This window comes from Candidatus Alistipes pullistercoris (genome assembly GCF_027665465.1).
Taxonomy (GTDB): domain Bacteria; phylum Bacteroidota; class Bacteroidia; order Bacteroidales; family Rikenellaceae; genus Alistipes_A; species Alistipes_A hominis.
Genome location: NZ_JAQDED010000002.1, coordinates 298,029 through 317,130, shown reverse-complemented (window position 1 = coordinate 317,130; position 19,102 = coordinate 298,029). Strand labels below are relative to the sequence as shown.

At 55.1% G+C, this 19,102-nt stretch carries 17 protein-coding genes; 8 read left to right on the top strand and 9 right to left on the bottom strand.

The window, feature by feature from the left end:
• Nucleotides 1-31: 31 nt before the first annotated feature.
• A complete protein-coding gene (locus PGR91_RS04645) occupies nucleotides 32-2,887 on the top strand; it encodes a PD-(D/E)XK nuclease family protein (RefSeq protein ID WP_118656335.1) in 2,856 nt (951 codons plus the stop codon).
• 1 nt (nucleotide 2,888) lies between these two features.
• On the opposite strand, the gene PGR91_RS04640 is transcribed toward PGR91_RS04645, so the two are convergent.
• The 4 genes from PGR91_RS04640 to nfo all read right to left on the bottom strand — a co-directional run bounded on the left by PGR91_RS04640 (nucleotide 2,889) and on the right by nfo (nucleotide 6,498).
• Nucleotides 2,889-3,443: a sugar O-acetyltransferase gene (locus PGR91_RS04640; RefSeq protein WP_101571124.1), complete on the bottom strand. Its 555-nt coding sequence runs from the start codon at nucleotides 3,441-3,443 to the stop codon at nucleotides 2,889-2,891.
• A 7-nt stretch (nucleotides 3,444-3,450) separates the two neighbouring features.
• Nucleotides 3,451-3,828: a GtrA family protein gene (locus PGR91_RS04635; RefSeq protein WP_055205433.1), complete on the bottom strand. Its 378-nt coding sequence runs from the start codon at nucleotides 3,826-3,828 to the stop codon at nucleotides 3,451-3,453.
• A 5-nt stretch (nucleotides 3,829-3,833) separates the two neighbouring features.
• A complete protein-coding gene (locus PGR91_RS04630) occupies nucleotides 3,834-5,525 on the bottom strand; it encodes an ArnT family glycosyltransferase (RefSeq protein WP_101571122.1) in 1,692 nt (563 codons plus the stop codon).
• Nucleotides 5,526-5,652: 127 nt separating this feature from the next.
• Nucleotides 5,653-6,498, bottom strand: a complete 846-nt coding sequence (gene nfo / locus PGR91_RS04625; protein ID WP_118656333.1) for a deoxyribonuclease IV — start codon at nucleotides 6,496-6,498, stop codon at nucleotides 5,653-5,655.
• A gap of 210 nt (nucleotides 6,499-6,708) precedes the next feature.
• Between nfo and PGR91_RS04620 the strand changes: the two genes are divergently transcribed.
• Together PGR91_RS04620 and PGR91_RS04615 are read left to right on the top strand one after the other, a co-directional pair.
• A complete protein-coding gene (locus tag PGR91_RS04620) occupies nucleotides 6,709-7,713 on the top strand; it encodes a DUF3078 domain-containing protein (protein ID WP_172970751.1) in 1,005 nt (334 codons plus the stop codon).
• A gap of 50 nt (nucleotides 7,714-7,763) precedes the next feature.
• Nucleotides 7,764-9,395 (top strand): S41 family peptidase, encoded by a 1,632-nt coding sequence (locus PGR91_RS04615; protein ID WP_118458499.1) that lies wholly within the window; start codon nucleotides 7,764-7,766, stop codon nucleotides 9,393-9,395.
• A 73-nt stretch (nucleotides 9,396-9,468) separates the two neighbouring features.
• Here the strand turns inward: PGR91_RS04615 and PGR91_RS04610 are convergent, their stop codons facing one another.
• On the bottom strand, nucleotides 9,469-10,047 hold the full coding sequence (locus PGR91_RS04610) for an adenylate kinase (RefSeq protein ID WP_101571116.1): 579 nt from the start codon (nucleotides 10,045-10,047) through the stop codon (nucleotides 9,469-9,471).
• A gap of 107 nt (nucleotides 10,048-10,154) precedes the next feature.
• Between PGR91_RS04610 and thiL the strand changes: the two genes are divergently transcribed.
• The gene (gene thiL, locus PGR91_RS04605) at nucleotides 10,155-11,177 is read left to right on the top strand and encodes a thiamine-phosphate kinase (RefSeq protein ID WP_118656331.1); all 1,023 of its coding nucleotides are present in this window, start codon (nucleotides 10,155-10,157) and stop codon (nucleotides 11,175-11,177) included.
• Nucleotides 11,178-11,191: 14 nt separating this feature from the next.
• Here thiL and PGR91_RS04600 read toward each other — a convergent pair whose 3' ends face one another.
• Nucleotides 11,192-13,363 carry a M3 family metallopeptidase gene (locus tag PGR91_RS04600; RefSeq protein WP_118656329.1) on the bottom strand — a complete coding sequence of 724 codons (2,172 nt, stop codon included), beginning with the start codon at nucleotides 13,361-13,363 and terminating at the stop codon, nucleotides 11,192-11,194.
• Nucleotides 13,364-13,458: 95 nt separating this feature from the next.
• Here PGR91_RS04600 and PGR91_RS04595 point away from each other — a divergent pair, with 95 nt between their 5' ends.
• From PGR91_RS04595 to PGR91_RS04585, 3 genes are read left to right on the top strand one after another with little or no spacing between them, the layout of a single operon-like run.
• Nucleotides 13,459-14,172 carry a 16S rRNA (uracil(1498)-N(3))-methyltransferase gene (locus PGR91_RS04595; protein ID WP_118656327.1) on the top strand — a complete coding sequence of 238 codons (714 nt, stop codon included), beginning with the start codon at nucleotides 13,459-13,461 and terminating at the stop codon, nucleotides 14,170-14,172.
• Nucleotides 14,173-14,183: 11 nt separating this feature from the next.
• Nucleotides 14,184-14,747, top strand: a complete 564-nt coding sequence (locus tag PGR91_RS04590) for a chromate transporter (protein ID WP_306345968.1) — start codon at nucleotides 14,184-14,186, stop codon at nucleotides 14,745-14,747.
• A complete protein-coding gene (locus PGR91_RS04585; RefSeq protein ID WP_118458507.1) occupies nucleotides 14,744-15,268 on the top strand; it encodes a chromate transporter in 525 nt (174 codons plus the stop codon). Before PGR91_RS04590 ends, PGR91_RS04585 begins: the two co-directional genes overlap by 4 nt.
• Nucleotides 15,269-15,440: 172 nt before the next feature.
• On the opposite strand, the gene PGR91_RS04580 is transcribed toward PGR91_RS04585, so the two are convergent.
• Together PGR91_RS04580 and PGR91_RS04575 are read right to left on the bottom strand one after the other, a co-directional pair.
• On the bottom strand, nucleotides 15,441-15,842 hold the full coding sequence (locus PGR91_RS04580; protein ID WP_118458509.1) for a hypothetical protein: 402 nt from the start codon (nucleotides 15,840-15,842) through the stop codon (nucleotides 15,441-15,443).
• Nucleotides 15,843-15,926: 84 nt separating this feature from the next.
• Nucleotides 15,927-17,165: a 6-bladed beta-propeller gene (locus PGR91_RS04575; RefSeq protein WP_101571112.1), complete on the bottom strand. Its 1,239-nt coding sequence runs from the start codon at nucleotides 17,163-17,165 to the stop codon at nucleotides 15,927-15,929.
• A 554-nt stretch (nucleotides 17,166-17,719) separates the two neighbouring features.
• Here PGR91_RS04575 and PGR91_RS04570 point away from each other — a divergent pair.
• Nucleotides 17,720-18,073 carry a DUF805 domain-containing protein gene (locus tag PGR91_RS04570; RefSeq protein ID WP_055205445.1) on the top strand — a complete coding sequence of 118 codons (354 nt, stop codon included), beginning with the start codon at nucleotides 17,720-17,722 and terminating at the stop codon, nucleotides 18,071-18,073.
• Between the two features lie 144 nt (nucleotides 18,074-18,217).
• Here PGR91_RS04570 and fabG read toward each other — a convergent pair whose 3' ends face one another.
• On the bottom strand, nucleotides 18,218-18,964 hold the full coding sequence (gene fabG / locus PGR91_RS04565) for a 3-oxoacyl-[acyl-carrier-protein] reductase (RefSeq protein ID WP_055205446.1): 747 nt from the start codon (nucleotides 18,962-18,964) through the stop codon (nucleotides 18,218-18,220).
• Nucleotides 18,965-19,102: the final 138 nt, after the last annotated feature.

The following is a 19,102-nucleotide window of genomic DNA, read 5'->3' as shown; positions in this document are numbered from 1 at the left end:
TGCAGGCGGCATTTTTTAACAATACGATCCGATGCGGGGATTCATAACGGAAGTGGCCGATGCGCTGTACCGGCGCTACGGGGACGACATATCGTCCCTACGGTTGGTATTCCCGAACCGCCGGGCGCAACTTTTCTTTTGCGATGCGTTGAGTTCGTTGATTCACAGGCCGCTGTGGCAGCCCGCTTTCGTTAGCATCGGCGAACTGATGGAACGGTTGTCGGGCCTGCGCGGCAGCGACCGGGTCAAGCTGATTACCGAACTTTACAAGGTTTATTCCCGTGTTCACGACGAGAGTTTCGATACCTTCTATTTCTGGGGGGATATGCTGTTGGCCGATTTCGACCAGATCGACAAATACCTGATCGATGCGGATATGCTGTTCTCGAACATCGGCGATTTGAAAGCGCTCGAAGGCGATCATTCGTATCTGACGGACGATCAGATCCGGGTGATTCGGCAGTTTTGGCAAAGTTTCGGCTCCGGGAGTTCCTGTTCCGACGAACAACGGCACTTCCTGACGATCTGGGAGTCGCTGGCCGATATTTACCACCGGTTCCGCGAGTCGCTTTCGGCGCAGGGATTGGCTTATGAAGGCATGGTTTACCGGGCGGCTGCCGAGAGACTGCTCGACGACGAAGCGGTCGCCTTGCCCGGCGATGCGGACGGCCGTTATGTCGTGGTCGGATTCAATGCGCTGTCGGCCTGTGAGAAACGATTGTTCAACCGACTGAAAAAAAGCGGCCGCGCCGAGTTCTACTGGGACTACGATTCGTATTACGTCGATCATAAAGATTACGAGGCGGGGATGTTCCTGCGGGACAATATCCGAGATTATCCGCCGCCGGAGGCGCGGATCGGGCACGACCATTTCGGAGCTCCCAAAGAAACGGTCGTCGTTCCCGCGCCTTCCGACGCTTTGCAGTGCAAGTACGTCCATACTTTTTTGCAGGAACTGATCGACCGCGGCGAAACGCCGGATAAGGAGACGGCCATCGTGCTGACCGACGAATCGCTGTTGCTGCCGGTGCTGTACGCCGTTCCCGGCGCGGTCGATCAGTTGAACATTACGATGGGGTATCCGCTGCGGCAGACGACGGCTTATTCGTTCGTCGAGCGTCTGATCGGGCTGCAGGGGCGCAAGCGGGTGCGGAGTGGAAATACCTGGTTTTATCACAACGACGCGCTCGGCCTGCTGGAGCATCCGTACATCCGGCAGAGCCAGCCCGAAATCGCTTCCGCGTTGGCGGACGGTATCCGGCGCAGCCGGTCGGTGTACGTCCGTTCCGGGCTTTTCGAGGTCGGGGGGACGATCGGACAGGTGTTCCGGACGACCGGTTCATGGCAGTCGCTGTCGGACTATATACGCGGCTGCCTGGCGCATGTCGTCGCGCAACCGGCCGGAGAGGGACAGGAGGATGCCGCGCAGCGGCGCGAATTTTTCACGGTGATCGACGAACACCTGGTGCGGATCGTCAATTCACTGGCCGATTCCGGGTTGGAAATTCCGGTGCCCGTGTTCGCTTCGCTGCTGCGGCGGACGCTGCAAACGTTGCGCGTTCCGTACGAAGGCGAGCCGTTGGCAGGCGTCCAGATCATGGGAATCCTGGAGACCCGGAACCTCGATTTCAAAAACGTGCTGATCCTGTCGGTCAACGACGATACGTTTCCCGGCAACCGGGCCGTCTCGTCCTCCTTCATTCCTTACAACCTGCGCTACGCTTACGGCTTGCCGACGCCGCAGCACCACGAAGGGGTTTATGCCTACTATTTCTATCGGCTGATCCAGCGCGCCGAGCGGGTGCATCTGGTCTATTGTTCGCGCAGCGACGACAAACGCACCGGCGAGCCCAGTCGCTACATTTACCAGCTCGAATACGAGTCGCCTCACAAGCCCGTTTACCGTCCGATCCGGCTGGGGGTCAATCTTTCGGCCCGGCAGCCGCTTTCGGTCGATAAGACCGGGCGGGTGGCCGATGCGCTGCGCGCTTACTTGGACGGCGGACAGAAGCGTCTTTCGCCGACGTCGTTCTACCATTACGTCGAATGTCCGCTGAAATTCTATTTCCGCAGCGTCGCCGGATTGTCGCCGCAGCAGGAGATTGCCGAAGAGGTCGATTTGCCGATGTTCGGCACCATCCTACACCGGACGATGGAGCTGCTGTACGCGCCGTTGCTGGGCGATCCTGCCGCCGGGCCGAAGATCGGAGCCCTTGTCGGATCTGCGGCGGTGAAGGCCGCCGTCCAGCGGGCGATCAACGAAGAGTACCTGCGCGACGAAGGGGCGGGGGAAGAGGAGTACGGAGGGAACCTGATTCTGGTGCGGGATGTGGTCGCCAAGTACGTCAACAGTTGCATTCTGCCGTACGACGCTTCGCAGACCGGTTTCGTGATGCGGGGGCTGGAAGTGCCGGTAAGCTGTCCGTTCGGATTCGAGGAAGGGAACAGGGAGCATACGGTTGTTTTCGCAGGAAAGTCCGACCGGATCGACCTGCTCGCCGACGGCCTGCTGCGCGTGGTCGATTACAAAACGGGCAAACGGCATATCCGGTTCAAAGATCTCGAATCGCTGTTTTTCGGCGATATCCGCGAACGGAGCGCGGCCGTGTTGCAAACGCTGCTTTATTCGCTGATGCTGACCCGTTCGGAGAAGTGCGACGTGCAGCCGGCGCTTTACTATGTCAGAAATATGCAGGAGCCGGATTTTTCGCCGCTGCTGCTGGAGGGGAATACGCCGGTCGTCCGTTTTTCGGAGTACCGCGCGGAGTTCGAAGGTCTGCTTCGGCGCGTATTGATCGAACTGTTCGATCTCTCGAAGCCGTTCGTGCAGTGCAGTAGGCAGGAGACCTGCGCTTTCTGCGATTTCCGCGAAATCTGCCGGCGGTAACTCAGAAGTCGAGCCGGCGGATCACCCGCGCCGGGTTGCCGGCGACGACGACGTCGTCCGGAAACGATTTGGTGACGACGCTGCCCGCCCCGACGACCACCCGTTGTCCGAGAATTACTCCGGGACAGATAACCGCCCCGCCTCCGATCCAGCAGTCGTCCCCGATGGCGATCTCTTTGCACTGCTCGATTCCCTGCCGCCGCTCGCGGTAGTCCATCGGATGGGTGAACGTATAGATCTGTACGGCAGGGCCGATCAGCACGTGGTTTCCGATCCGGACGGGGGCTCCGTCCAGAATAACGCAGTCGAAATTGATGAAACCTTCCGAACCGATATAAAGGTTGTAGCCGTAATCGCAGTGGAACGGCGGCCGCACCAGGCAGTCGGCTGCGGCGTTGGGCATCAGTTCGGTCACGGCTTTCCGGTATCCTTCCGCATCGATCGACAGGGCGTTCAGCCTGCCGAGCCGTTCGGACGCCAGCCGCCGCTCTTCGGCCAACTGCCTGTCCATCGTTTCGAACGGTTCTCCGGCGAGCATTTTCTCTTTTTCCGTCATGCCGCTATTATTTTCCGGTGAATGTGAAATAATAATTCATAAAGAAGTTCCACAGCGTGACGAGTCCGATGGCGATCAGTTTCGACAGGTAGAAATTCAGGCGCGCTTTGTCGTTCAGCAGGTAAATGATGATGTTGTTCAGGATCAGTCCAATGGCCGAAATGCCGACGAACTGGACGTACTGCTGCGCCACCTCCGGGTCATGGCTGCGGAATGTCCACCAGCGGTTCAACAGGTAATTGGTCGAGGCGGCGGCCATGAATCCCAGCGAGTTGGCGATGTATTTGTTCAGTTTCAGTTTTTCTTTGAACAGGAAAGTGATGCCGAAATCCACCACCACTCCGGTGCCGCCGACGACGCAGAATTTTATGAATTGCAGGAACATGTCGCTTATTTTTTCAGGTTTATTTTTACGGTTTTGCCGTTGAACCAGGTTGTTGCGGGCAGGTTGGCGATCGTGAATCCGACCTGGAACGTGCGAGGCGTCAGTGCCGGTACCACGAAGTCCGCGGTTCCTTGCAGTTCGCCGTGCGGGGGTAGCGTGCCGGTTATCGGCAACTTATATCGGTGGGTCGGTTCGCTGCGGTTACGCCATACGATGCTGACCGAAACCGAATCTCCGTCGATTCGGTATTCGTAGGGATAAGGATTGTGCAGCGTCAGGCGCAGATGTAGCGTGTCTCCCGCCGCGACCTGTCCGGGAAGCGCGTCGTAGGCGACGTCGATCCTGCGGACGGGAGTGAAATGCTCCGTTTCGATGTATTCGAACCGCTTCCCGTTACTCAGTTTCAAGCGTCGTTTGCCGGGAACGCTGTCCCAGACCTGCAGGATCGCCGGTTTCCCGGCCATCCGGTCGTCATCGTCCTTCAGTTCGTACTGGCTGGTACGGTAGCGGATCGACGGTTGGGCGTATGCCGTTCGTCCGGTATAAAAACCGTATTTCGCGGCATCCGTATAACTGCCGTCGAAAATAACGGGCCGGCCGTCGGCCGCTGCTGCTATTTCGTTGTAGGAGGCACGGTTGTCGAATACTTCGAACTTCAGTCCCAGCGGATTGAATATCATTTCGATGCGCACCAGCGCGATCAGCGCGATCGTAATCCATCCGACGCGGACGATGTAGCGGCGCAGCCGTTCGCGCCCCTGCGTGAACAGGTACAGTACGGCGATCACGCCGAACGTGGCGGGGATTTCCCACTGCGGCTGTACGTATCCGCGCGTCGTGGAAGCGAGGAAAAACAGAATGAATCCGGCCGAAATACAATTCAGAGCTCTCAGTACCGGAGTGTGGCCTTTGGTTTTCCACCATCCTTTCAAAAATACGGGGAATAGGAACGGGTTGAAAATAGCGAACAGATTCAGCAGGTATTCCGTAACGAACGAGTATTCGAAATCGCGGGTGCGTCCGTCCAGGTGGTAACGGAACGAAATCCAGTCGTGCTGGTACTGCCACCACAGGTGCGGGGCGATCAGTGCGAGCGTCAGCAGGCAGGCTACGTAGAATTTCGGATTCTTCAGTAGCCGGAGGTTCGAAAGCACGATGAACAGCACGACCAGCGCTCCGTGGTATTTGCTGTAAGCCAGCGCCGCGATCATGATTCCCATCAGCAGGGCGCTCGACCAGCGGTCGTCCTCGGTAAACTTTTTATAGAACCATAGCAGCAGCGCGGTGAAAAGCATCAGCGGCCCGTCCGGAACGGCGATGAATCCGTACAGTTGCAGGATCGGCATGGCTGCGGCGATCAGTGCGAACAATCCTGCTTCGCGGCTGTCGGCCGAAGCCGGTCTGACGATTTTCCACAGGACGAACAGGTACAGCGGTTGCAGCAGCGTGAACAGGAAACGAACGCCCAGTTCCCCGCCCAGAAAACCGCCCAGTCTGACCAGCAGCGCGGTCATCGGCGGATGATCGAAATAGCCCCATGCCAGGGACTCCGAAAACATGTGATAGTAGGCCTCGTCGTTGGCCAGTTCGGTGCATCCGGCTTGGATCAGGTTGACGATCCACCATCCGCCGAGCAAAAGTCCCAGCAGCGTATCCGGGTTTTTGGGAACAGGTATGTTTTTTATGCTGTTGTGCATACGGAACCGTTTCGTTCGTCGTTCGTTACGGGCAATGTCCTGCCGCCGGCGAATTTTTCGCAAATGTAACAAAAAAACAGGAATTCGACGTCGGCGGAGAACCGGAGCCGGAGACAGGCGCCGGCGGTTATCCTTCGGCCAGCTCTTTCAGCAGCGCGATCTCCTGCGGCCAACGGGATTCGTCGGGCGTTTCGAGGATCAGCGGCATGTCGTCGAAACGCTTGTCGCGGGCGATGTAACGGAATACCGTCATGCCCAGCGTCCCTTCGCCGAGGCTCTGGTGCCGGTCTACGCGGCTTCCGAGCGGTTTCATCGCGTCGTTCAGGTGCATCCCCCGCAGGTAGCCGAATCCGACGACGCGCTCCAGTTCGTCGAACGTCCGGTCGCAGGCCGCCTCGCTGCCGAGGTCGTATCCGGCGGCGAAGGCGTGGCAGGTGTCGATGCAGACGCCCACCCGGCTTTTGTCTTCGACCCGTTCGATGATGGCGGCCAGATGTTCGAATGCGAAACCGACGTTGCTTCCCTGACCGGCCGTGTTTTCGATCACGGCCGTGACGCCCCGCGTCGCCGCGAGCGTCAGGTTGATCGATTCGGCGACCCGCCGGAGGCATTCTTCGATCGTGATTTGTCCCAGGTGGCTGCCCGGGTGGAAGTTCAGCCGGTCGAGGCCGAGCTGTTCGCACCGCCGCATTTCGTCGAGGAAGGCGGCGCGGGATTTGCGCAGCCCCTCTTCGTCCGGATGCCCCAGGTTGATCAGGTAGCTGTCGTGCGGGAGAATCTGTGCCGGTTGGTAATGATCCGTCCGGCAGTTCCCGCCGAACGCTTCGATCGATTTGGGACTGAGCGGCGCGGCCGTCCACTGGCGCTGGTTCTTGGTGAAAAGGGCGAAAGCGGTCGCCCCGATGGTATGCGCGTTCAGCGGGGCGTTTTCTACGCCCCCCGATGCGCTGACGTGTGCTCCGAAGTATTTCATGACAAACGTTTAATTAGTTCGTTGACGCTGCCGGCAATCCGGGTCGTGTTTTCGCCGTTTTTCACGTCGCCTGCCGTCGGGATTCCGCAGGCGGCGACGTCGCCGGGAGACCGGCGTCGAACAAAGCTACGACTTTTTTGCAGAAAAACCGATGAACGGCAAAACACTGGCCAAATATTGTTATCTTTGCCCAAATCCAATCCGGAAATTATGAAACGGCTGAATTTACTTCTGATACTTGCAGGATTCATAATGGTTTCGAACCAGGGTTTGGCGCAATTTTCCATTTCGAAAGTCCCCAGCGAAGCCGATACGCGGCTCAAAAAGGACTCCGTGAAACCCATCTCCGCCGTCAGTAACGAGTTTTTCAGCGAGGCCCGGTTCCGCGCTGAGAAAAGACGGTTGCGCAAGGAGCGCAATACGCTTACCTGCACGGTGGGACTGAACCTGAACCAGACTAAATTCGACAACTGGGCGCCGGGCGGCGTCAATACTTTTTCCGGGGTGGCCTCGTTGCTTTTTAATCATGTTTATCAGCGCGACCGGCTGCGCCTGGCGACCCAGTTGGATTCGAAATACGGGATGAACGTTATCTCGGGCAAAACCTTTAAAAATATCGACTATTTCATTCTCAACGTAAACAGCGCGTGGAACATATCGCGTTGCTGGGCCTATAGCGCCAGCGTCGACCTGCGCAGCCAGTGGACCAAAGGGTTCCGATCGGCGGACGATAAAACGATGGTCAGCAACATCATGTCGCCGGGTACGCTGGCGCTCGGCGTCGGTTTTACGTTCCGGGCGCTGAAAAAGGACAATACGGCGTGCAAAGTTCCGATCGTGATTACGGTCAACCCGTTGAGCGGTAGCATGACGTTCGTGCTGAGCGACACGCTGTCCAAACAGGGGGTTGCCGGAGTCGAGCCGGGCAAGCACCAGAAGAGCGCCCTGGGCTCGACGATGCGGATCGACCTGAACCAGCCGATCGCCAAAAGCAAGCTGAATTATATCACCTATTTTTACGTTTCCACCAACTACGAGAAAAATAATTACGTGGAGTGGCAGAACACGCTGAATATCAAAATTACCCAAATCATCAACGCGAGCGCGTTCTGTCGGATGATCTACAACGAAGTGCAACCGACTCCTCGCAATAAGCCGTTGCAATGGAACTATACGTTCGGGTTGGGTGTTGCGTATACGTTCAAGAACAAGTGATGACGGAACGGTTTCTGCATAGGTGGCACGATGCAAAAGAGATTTGAAGTATGTATAAAAACAGTAAATTCACCATTATTCTGCCGGCGGTCGTAGCCTGTTCGCTGGTGGCGGGGGTTCTTTTGGGCGGCCTGGTTTTTCGCACGAGTCGTCCGGTCGTCCGGCGGCCCGCCCTGACGGCTCCGGGCAGCGACAAGATCAATCGGCTGCTGTCGCTGATCGGGACGCAGTACGTGGACTCGGTTTCGATCGATTCGCTGACCGAACGGGTCATTCCGCTGATCCTCGATGAGCTGGATCCCCATTCCACGTACCTGTCGGCTCAAGATCTGTCGCGGGCGAAGGAGAGCATCGAAGGGGAATTCGACGGGATCGGGGTCGTTTTCAATATGGCGACCGATACGGTGATCGTGCTGAACGTGGTCAACTCGGGGCCGAGCGCCAAGGCCGGAATACAGGCCGGGGACCGCATCGTGACGGTGAACGATACCGTGGTGGCCGGCATTAAGATGCCGCAGGACAGCGTCGTGAAACGGTTGCGCGGGCCGCGCGGCAGCCAGGTGACGCTCGGTATCCAGCGGGCGGGCGTAAAGGATCTGGTTCCGTTCGTCGTGACCCGCGACGCCATTCCTATCAAAAGCATCGTCGCCGCCTACATGATCCGTCCCGAAACGGGGTATATCAAGTTCGAGCAGTTCTCGATGAATGCTCATAAAGAACTGGCCGAAGCGATCGCTCGGTTGAAGGAGCAGGGTATGAAAAAACTGATCCTCGACGTGCGCGGCAATCCGGGGGGATTGCTCGACCAGGCGATTCTGATATCGCGGGAGTTTCTTCCGAAAGGCAAAATGATCGTTTATACGCAGGATCGTGACGGGAACCGGGAGATCGAATACAGCGAAGGGAACGGCAAGTTTATGGACGAGGAACTGGTCGTTCTGATCGACGAGAACAGCGCTTCGGCGAGCGAGATTCTGGCCGGCGCGCTCCAGGATAACGACCGGGGAACGATCATCGGTCGCAGATCGTTCGGTAAGGGGCTGGTGCAGAATCAGATTCCGTTTCCGGACGGTTCGGCGGTACGGCTTACCGTCGCCCGTTACTATACGCCGACCGGACGCTCGATCCAGAAACCGTACAGCAACGGACGCGAAGATTACTACAACGAATTGTTGTCGCGTTACCAGCACGACGAAATGTTTTCGGCCGACAGCATCCATTTTGCCGACAGCCTGAAATATACGACCGAGTCGGGACGCGTGGTGTATGGCGGAGGCGGGATCATGCCGGATATTTTCGTTCCGGTCGATACGACGGATATGACGCCCTATTTCCGCGAGGTCGCCGGGCGCAGCATCTTGTACAAGTTTACGCTGGAATTTTCCGACCGTTACCGCGGGCAGTTGAACAAGATCCGTTCGCTGGAAGAACTCGACCGGTTTTTCGACCGGCAGCCGAATCTGTTGAACGAGTTCGTAAGTTACGCGGCAAAAGCGGGCGTGGCGCCAAAGCCCGCCGAGATCGAGCGTTCGAAAGCGATCCTGCTGGCGCAGCTCAAGGCTTACATCGGCCGGAATACGGAGTTGGAGGACAATGCGTTCTATCACGAAATCCAGGGAATCGACAACGTGATTGCCCGGTCGATCGAAGTGCTCGATTCCGCCGGGCACGCCGGATCGTGACCGGTTGCGCATCTATAAAACGAACGGGCTACCGCTGCGGTAGCCCGTTCGTTTTATAGATCCGTTCCGTTTTCTATTTCAGGAGCGGGTCGATCTCGGCGCATAGGTTTCTGAATATCCCGTCGATATCTCCGGTGCCGTTAACGGCGCGGTATTTCCCCTGTTTTTTATAGTGTTCGGCTACGATGGCCGTTTGAGCTTTGTAAACGTCGATCCGGTTCCGGATGACCGATTCGCAGCGATCGTCGGCCCGGCCGCTGTCCTTGCTGCGGAGCAGGATCCGTTTGATCAGTTCTTCGTCGGGAACTTCCAGCGACAGCATCAGGTTGATCGGCGCGCCGTGCATTTCCATGATCTTGTCGAACGCTTCGGCTTGCGGCGTGGTTCTCGGGAATCCGTCGAAAACGTTTCCCTTGCAGTCTTTGTGCTTGCAGACATACTCGGTTATGATGTCGATAACCAATTCGTCCGGAGCCAGATGCCCCTTGTCGATGTAACTTTTCATACTTCGGCCCAGCGGCGATTCCTGCCGGATCTCTTCCCGGATGACTTCTCCGGTCGAGATGTGGTGAAAACCGTATTTTTCGATCAGTTTGGCTGCCTGCGTTCCTTTTCCGGCCCCCGGCGGGCCGAACAATACAATGTTCAACATCGTGTTAAAATTTAATGATTCACTCTTTTAAACGTTAACAAAAGTAGTGTATTTTTTTGCCGGAACAAAAGATAAAGTACCTTTGTGTTTACTAAAATGTAATAAAAATGGATGATACGAAGCGAACGGAGATCGCCGAACTGGGCGAATTCGGCCTGATCGACCGGATCTGCGCCCCTTTCGAGCCGCAGCAGAAAACCACGGTAAAGGGATGCGGAGACGACGCCGCCGTACTCGATGCGGGAGATCGTTACGGATTGGTTTCGACCGACCTGATGTTGGAAGGTGTACATTTCGACCTGACCTATTTCCCGTTGCAGCATCTGGGGTATAAAGCGGTCGTGGTGGCCGTGTCGGATATTCTGGCGATGAACGGGACGCCGCGGCAAGTACTGGTATCGCTCGGGATATCGTCGCGTTTCTCGGTCGAGATGATCGACCGGTTCTACGAAGGGGTGCGGGCCGCCTGTTCCGATTACAAGACCGACCTGGTCGGAGGAGATACGTCGGCCTCGGTTAACGGCCTTACGATCAGCGTGACCGCGACCGGCGACGTGGACAAGGACAAGATCGCGTACCGTAGCGGAGCCGGAGCGAACGACCTGATCTGCCTGACGGGCGACTTGGGAGCCGCTTATATGGGGCTTCATCTGCTGGAACGCGAGAAACGGGCCTGCGACGGGCATCCGAATCCGGAGCCGAAATTCGAAGGGTACGAATATATCCTGCGCAGGCAGTTGAAACCCGATGCGCGGGTGGATGTCGTCGAAAAACTCGCCCAAAGCGGAATCGTGCCTACGTCGATGATCGATATTTCGGACGGGCTGTCGTCTGAACTGCTGCACCTGTGCAAAGCGTCGGACAAGGGAGCGCGGATCTACCTGAACCGGCTGCCGATCGCCAAGCAGACCTATGCGATGGCGGACGAACTGCACAGCGATCCGGTGGTTGCCGCGCTGAACGGCGGCGACGATTACGAGTTGTTATTTACCGTGCCGCTCGCCCGGCGGCAGGAAGTCTTCGCGCTCGGGGTGGACGTGATCGGTCATATGACCGAAGCGGGAACCGGAGCCGCGTTGGTCACACCTGACGGGCAGGAAATCGCGTTGCAGGCGCAGGGCTGGAAATAGCGGGGTACTCCGGGTCATTGCGCCTGCGGTACGACCGGCGTTGCCGCCGCGACGCTGTCCGCCGCGGGTTCGACCGGTTTGATCAGTCCCCGTTTGACCATCATCGGCGTAATGTCCGGGTCCTTGCCGCGGAAATTGCGGTAGAGTTCGGCTCCGTCCTGCGTGCCGCCGCGTTCGAGAATGTTTTTCCGGAAAGAGAGGGCGGTCGCTTTATCGAAAATGTCTCCGCTTTCGACGAATGCTTCGAAGGCGTCCCGGTCGAGTACTTCGGCCCACAAATAACCGTAATATCCCGCCGCGTAGCCGCTGTTGAAAATATGGTTGAAATAGGGGTAGCGGTAACGCGGCTCGATCTGTCCGATCAGTCCGCGCTTGTCGTTCAGCGCCTCTTTTTCAAAAGCTTCCGGATCGAACGGTTTGTAGTCTTCGATCGTATGGATGTCTATGTCGGACAGCGCCGCGGCTACCAGTTCCGTGGTGGCGAATCCCTGGTTGAACTGCCTGCTTTTGCGGATTTTCCGGATCAGGCTTTCGGGCATCGGCTCCCCGGACACGAGGTGCTTGGCGTAGAGCCGCAACATTTCGGGTTCGGTCGCCCAGTTTTCCATGATCTGCGAGGGCAGTTCCACGAAGTCGCGCTCTACCCGGTTCAGTCCGGCGTAGCGTACCTGCGAAAATAGTTTGTGCAAGGCGTGTCCGAATTCGTGAAACAGCGTTTCGGTTTCGTCGAGCGTCAGTTGGGCCGGATCGCTTCCGTTCGGACGGGTGAAGTTGCAGACGATCGTGACGATCGGGGCGATGCGCTTGCCGTCCGTACCGTAGGATGCTTCGCGAAACGTGCCGCACCAGGCGCCTCCCCGCTTGCCGTCGCGCGGATAGAGGTCGAAATAGAGGACTCCCAGATGGGTATTGTCTTTGTCGAGCACTTCGTAGGCGGAACACTCCTTGTTATATACCGGAACCGAAACCGGGCGGAAGGTCAGCCCCCACAGCCGGTTGCTAAGCTGAAAAACGCCCGATCGGACATTGTCCAGCGAGAAGTAGAGGTTGAGCGACGTCTGGTCGAGGTTATATTGCGATTTGCGGACTTTTTCGGCATAATACCGCCAGTCCCATGCGGCGAACGCGCTGTCCTGCGTCTCCTTCGCCTTGATCGCGCGCAGGGTCTCCAACTCCCGTTTCGCCGTATCGAGGGCGGGTTTCCAGAGTTTGTCGAGCAGGTCGTACACCCGTTCGGGAGTTTTCGCCATCCGGTCGTCCAGCACGAAGGCGGCGTAGGAAGGGTAGTCCATCAGGCGGGCTTTCTCGGTGCGGAGCCGGATGATGTCGTTGACGATCTGCCGGTTGTCGAACTGGTTGCCGTTGTTGCCGCGCTTTACGTAGCCGGTGTACAGCTTTTCGCGCAGTCCCCGGTTTTCGGCATAGGTCAGGAACGGGATCATGCTGGGCGGACTGAGCGTGAAAACCCATTTGTCGGTCATTCCCATCTCTTTGGCCTTGTCCGCCGCCGCGTCGGTGACGGTCTGGGGAACCCCGCTGATGTCTTTCGAACTTTCGACGACGAGGGTAAAGTCCCGCGTCTCGGCCAGCAGGTTGTTGCCGAATCGGACGCTCAGCAACGACAGTTCCCGGTTGATGTCGCGCAACCGCTCCTTCTGCCGCGCGTTGAGTTGTGCTCCGGCTCTTACGAACTGTTTATAGGTTTGTTCGGTCAGGCGGACCTGTTCGGCCGACAGCGCCATTCCCCCGATCTGTTCGTGCACGGCGCTGATTTTTTCGAATAACCGATCGTTCAGGTAAATATCGTCGTAATGGGCCGATACGGCCGGCGCGATCGCGAGGTCGGCCTCCTGCAGTTCGTCGTTGCTGTCGGCCGCTTTGACCTGCGCGAACGCGGCATATGCCTTTTTCAGCAGTTCGCCGCTGCGGTCGAGCGCGGCGATCACGTTTTCGAAACTCGGCGCATCCGGGTTGGCGACGATCGAATCGATTTCGGCGGCGTGGTCGGCGATACCCTTCTCGATAGCGGGCTTATAGTGCCCGTTTTTGATTTTGTCGAACGGAGGAACTCCGAACGGCGTATCCCATACGGTGAAAAACGGATTGGCGTCGGCCTGTTTCTTTTCACAGCCCGAGCCGGCTGACAGAACGGCGGTCATGAATGCGGCAATTAAAAAAAATCTCATGGATCTTCGGATGACGTTGTTTGTTCCTCGGTTGTTTCGTACCTTTGTCAGGACATGCAAAAGTAACCATAATCCAGTATATAACGCCTCTGCCGATGCAATTATTTTACGCTCCGGACGTCGATTTCAGTACCGGCCGCTACCTGCTTTCCGGGGAAGAGTCGCGTCATTGCGCCCGGGTGCTGCGTTTGCGCAGCGGCGACTTCGTGCATATTACCGATGGCCGGGGAACGCTTTGCCGTGCCGAGATCGTTTCCGTTTCGCCGCACGGATGCGAGTTGTCTCTCGGCGAGCGTACCGAAAATTTCGAAAAGCGCAGTTACTTCCTACAGGTAGCCGTGGCGCCGACCAAAAACATGGACCGGTTGGAATGGTTCGCCGAGAAGGCTACCGAGATCGGTATCGACCGGATCACGCCGCTGCTGACCGATCACTGCGAACGGCGGACGGTCAAGACCGACCGGTTGATACGGGTCGTGACCGGCGCCGTCAAGCAGTCGTTGAAAGCCTGGCATCCGCAGGTGGACGAGCTGACCCCGTTTCGCGAGTTGATCGGACAACCGTTCGACGGGAAAAAGCTAATCGCCCATTGCGAGGCCGACGCGGGGAAGATCCTGCTGAGAGATTGCGTTCGCCGCGGAGAGAACGTGCTGGTGCTGATCGGCCCGGAAGGCGACTTTTCGAAAGAGGAGATCGCCCTGGCGTACCGCAACGGTTTCGTTCCGGTTTCGCTGGGGAACAGCCGGCTGCGTACCGAGACGGCCGCCGTCGTAGCGACGCATTCGGTCGCTTTCCTGAATGAAAAATGATTTGAAATTTGATGAATACCGTTTTTACGATGCGTAAGTCGTTCGATTTGTTCTGGTCTTTCTTGAAGATAGGGATTTTTACGTTCGGCGGAGGATATGCGATGGTGGCCCTGATCGAGAAGGAGGTCGTCGACCGCCGGAGATGGGTCGAACGGACGGAATTTCTCGACCTGCTGACATTGGCCCAAACCTCGCCGGGAGCGTTGGCGCTCAATACCGCCGTTTTCGTCGGTTATAAGGTCGATGGGTACCGCGGGGGAGTGTGGTCGGTGTTGGGCGTAGTGGTTCCTTCGTTCGTCATTATTCTGGTCATCGCATTGTTTTTTGCGGAGTTCCGGCACGATCCGGTGGTCGAAGCCGTTTTCAAAGGGATGCGGCCGGCGGTCGTCGCCCTGGTGCTGGCCCCCGTATTCAATCTGTCCCGGGGGATCGGGCCGGTGCGGCTGGGTCTTGGCGCACTGGCGCTCGGCGTAACATGGTATGCGGGATTCTCTCCCGTCTACCTGATTCTGGTGGGAGCCCTGGCCGGGATCGGGTACGGGGTTTATCGCAAAAAGAAAGGGAAAGGATTATGATTTACCTGCAACTGTTTTTATCCTATCTGAAGATCGGCTTTTTCGGTTTCGGCGGCGGTTATGCGATGTTGTCGTTGATCCAGCACGAGGTGGTGATCAGCCACCAGTGGATTTCGAACAGCGAACTGACCGATATCATCGCCATTTCGCAGATGACGCCGGGGCCGATCTCGATCAACAGCGCGACCTACATCGGCTATGTCGTGACGGGGAATATCTGGGGCGCGATCCTCGCTACGTTCGCGGTCTGCCTGCCGTCCATAACGCTGATGATCGTGATCACGCGGTTTTACCTCGCTTTGCAGGACAACCTGTATATCAAAAGCGCGATGTTCGGAATGCGGCCGATGATCCTTGCGATGATCGGACTGGCCGGCGCGGTGCTTTTCACGCCCGATACGTTCATGGACGCGGCGAGCTGGGCGATCTTCGGCGTAGTGTTCGTGGCTACGCTGCGAAAGGTCGATCCGATCTGGCTGATTGTGCTGTCCGGCGCGGCAGGCTATCTGATATACGGATAGCGTCGTTGGTTGGTAATGCGTTGATTCGTTATTTGTCTCCGATTCCGATGCCTTGAGTCTTAAAGCCATAAATGTTACTTGTTTTATATTTGTCCGGGATAGAAAAAACGAAGAAGTTGCATTCGATCGAATGCAACTTCTTCGCAAAATTTCGATGCAGGAATATTGCGTATCATTGTGCGGGTGCACATGCAATGACTGTGACTTTTCCTGCGTCGGCATAAGGACAACATGCTTTGGGTGCGGGCCTTGAGCATTCTGAGATATGGTAAGTGATTGTGACGGATGCTCCACCCGAAACAGTTATCGGAAGTTTAAAACCTCCGATGATTATTTCTCCATCAGCATTGGCCCCTACGGTAGCCGTATGTTGAGGGTATGCCATCGTCATATCGGGAACGTCGTAAGGATTAGGACATTTTGTCGAAGAGTTATTTTCGTTTTGCACTAATGCTTCTACATTAGCTAATAGCAATTCATTGGTAATTATTGATTTTTCGGCTGAAAAATATACCGCAAATGCAAAAACTCCAGCTGCAATAGCTCCGATGATACAAAATGCTTTCTGTTTCATAGTAAAATTTGTGGAAGTTGTTTAACAAAAAGTTTAATATAAAAAGATAATTTGGTGCAAAATTATTTGATAAAGCGGAACTTTTTAATCCGTATTGTCAACGATCTCTTTTTTTAACGTGAAAAAAGAGATGACGGGATTGTCGTCTTCTTTTATTGTTTGAGCTATTCTTCGTACGGTCGTATCGTTGCTCTTTTCCAGAATAACATGCATGTTTGTTCCGAATGTCAAAGGGGAGATCGCCGTGATAAAGGTATTTTCCGAATAGCATGTAGACGGACTATTCAGGTTGAGGCACGTTGATAGCGTCAATAGGTTGTCATCGAAATACCGGTAATAGTAAGTTCCCCGCTTTTTTTGTTTGTCCCAGATCAGTGTGTAATCCTGAATCGAAGGAGAATCTTTTGTTTTGCCGAAAGTAACTAACAAGTATTGCGGCGTTTCGAACAGGTTGGTAACTCCCGAACTGTATCCGCTATCGAATAAGGTCTGCAACAATTCGAAGTAGTTTTTATGATTGTTTTGTTGCAAAAAACGCTCGTCCGGCAACGGATCTATCATTTCTATCGAATACATTTCTGTTATTTGTTCCCCTTCGATCTGGTATATCTTGTTCGAAACAGATTGAATGAATGATAAGTTGTGACTACAGCGGGTGATCGGATGGTTGGAGAATGTCAACAGTCCGGTATTCATAGACAGATTGCTTTGCAGAAAAAGATTCTTGACCTGATAACCGACTGCATCGGCCAAGCCGTATTGAAATGCCGTATTGTCTTCGAGCGAGGGATTGGTTATAAAAAAGTTGCATAGCAGGGAAGTGCTGTCAGCCATCTCGATATCGGCCATGTAATTATAGATAGGATCGATTGGTGTTTTGCTTTTAAAATTTCCGGAATAATCGTACTCCAACGCTTTACGCGTATATCCGTCGATCAATATGATGCTTTTGCGGTACCGATTCAGAAAAAACGCAGATATTGTATTGTATTCGTTTCCGGATCTTCCTCGTTCCCCGATTTGGGCTATGAATCTTCCTTCGTTGCTGAAGGCGTATATGGCCCGTCCGTCGTAAATAAATAATGTGCTATCCTGATATTTGATTTTTTGGATGTCTTTCAGCAAGCATTTTTCATGTGTTTCCAAAGGTACATATTTGATCTGGTCGATCAATGCGGCGCTGTGTACTTCTTCGACTATATTGCATTGCCCTCGGGAGATAACGATTGAACGGTCGCTGTTTATTTTGATATTTTGTCCCGGCGTACAACTTTGCCATCCGATGAAGCTAAATAATATTCCAATGCAAACCCGTATTCTCATGACTTTTGAGAATTTTGAATTAAGAATTTATACAAAAATAGATATAAATACATGTGCTTTAACTTGTTTTTGTTTTTTTTATGAGAAATTTGTGGTTGTGGATCAAATGTCCATTGCTTTCAGATCTTGATTGCCTGCCAGATCGTCTGTTTTGTCTCGTCCTGTAGCAATCTGTATATCAAAAGCGCGATGTTCGGAATGCGGCCGATGGTACTTGCGATGATCGTGCTGTCCGGCGCGGCAGGCTATCTGATATACGGTTTGTAAAAAGTGTATAACCTGTTTATAAGTTGTTCGACTCTGTTCATAAATCCGGGAGATACCGGAGGAAGCTGTTGGAAATCTTTTCCGTTTTTCGGATCGGGCATGTGTAAAACGGCGATATCCAGTTGTTTATCCGTATGTAGGTTATGAACCGTTTTCGTTTTTCGCTTTAAGATTGTTTTTCGCCCCCCGAAACGACAAAAATTAATCGATTAAAAGATTGCTTCCGATACCGCAATGTGTTACTTTTGCCTCGTTATTCATGTATTACCCGATAAAATGACAAGTTTATGAAAAAGTATTTTCTGGATGTGCTGAAATTGCAGTATGCTGATTTTAAGGGCAGGGCGTCGCGCAGGCAGTTCTGGATGTTCGTTTTGTACAATGTGATCGCCGCCGTGATCGTCGGGATTATTGGCGGTATCGTCGGACTGAACGCGATCCTGAGCGGTTTGTACAGTTTGGCGTTGTTGATTCCGTCCCTGGCTATCTCCGTAAGGCGGTTGCAGGATATCGACAAGGAGTGGTACTGGATTTTGATCAGTTTGATTCCGCTGGTGGGGAGCATCTGGTTGATCGTTCTTTACTGCCAGCCCGGCACGCCGTCGGACAACCGGTTCGGAAAAGTGCCCGACGCCGAATAAGGGGTCGAGGAACCCAAGAAACAGGCCGGGGCGTTCGAATGGGACGCCCCGGTTTTTTGCGGCATAATCGGGCCGTCCCGGTAAAATAAACCCGGTAACCGCTGTCCGGTACCGGGTTTGCATGACTTACGATATTTCGACGGATCAGGTATTCATCGCTCCGCAAACGTGGATTACCTGTCCGCTGACGTACGACGACAGGTCGGATGCGAGGAACAGGGCTACCTTGGCCACGTCTTCGGGCGTACCGCCGCGACGCAACGGAATCTGTTTGGCCCATTCGGCCTTTACTTCGTCCGACAGCGCATTGGTCATATCGGTAATGATGAAACCCGGCGCGATCGCGTTGGCGCGGATGCCGCGGGGACCCAGCTCTTTGGCGATCGACTTGGCTAGACCGATCAGGCCGGCTTTCGAAGCGGAGTAGTTGGTCTGTCCGGCATTGCCCGAAACGCCCACCACCGACGCCATGTTGATGATGCTGCCGCTTTTCTGCTTCATCATCACCGGCGTTACGGCATGGATGAAGTTGAATGCGGATTTCAGGTTCACGTTGATAACCATATCCCACTGCTGTTCGCTCATGCGCATCATCAGGCCGTCGCGGGTGATCCCGGCGTTATTGACCAGTACGTCGATGCGACCGAAATCCTTCACGATCTGAGCCACCACGCCGGCCGTATCTTCGAAGTCTGCGGCGTTGGAGGCATATCCTTTGGCCTTGACGCCGAGCGCCTGCAACTCTTTTTCCGTGTTCTGGAAATTTTCGTCCACTTTCAGGTCGGTAAAGACGACCGACGCGCCCTCTTCGGCAAACCGCATGGCGATTGCCTTCCCGATTCCCCGGGCGGCTCCGGTCACGATAGCGACTTTTCCTTCAAGTAATTTCATTCGTCTGTTTTTTAGTGTCTAACAAAATGGTTCGTTTTCGGCGGCATCCCGCCTGGACGGTTCTCGCTTTTTGCCGGGAGCAACTTTAAGCAGAGCCTTTTAGCTATGCCCGTTTCCCCGTCGAAAGCCATACAAAGG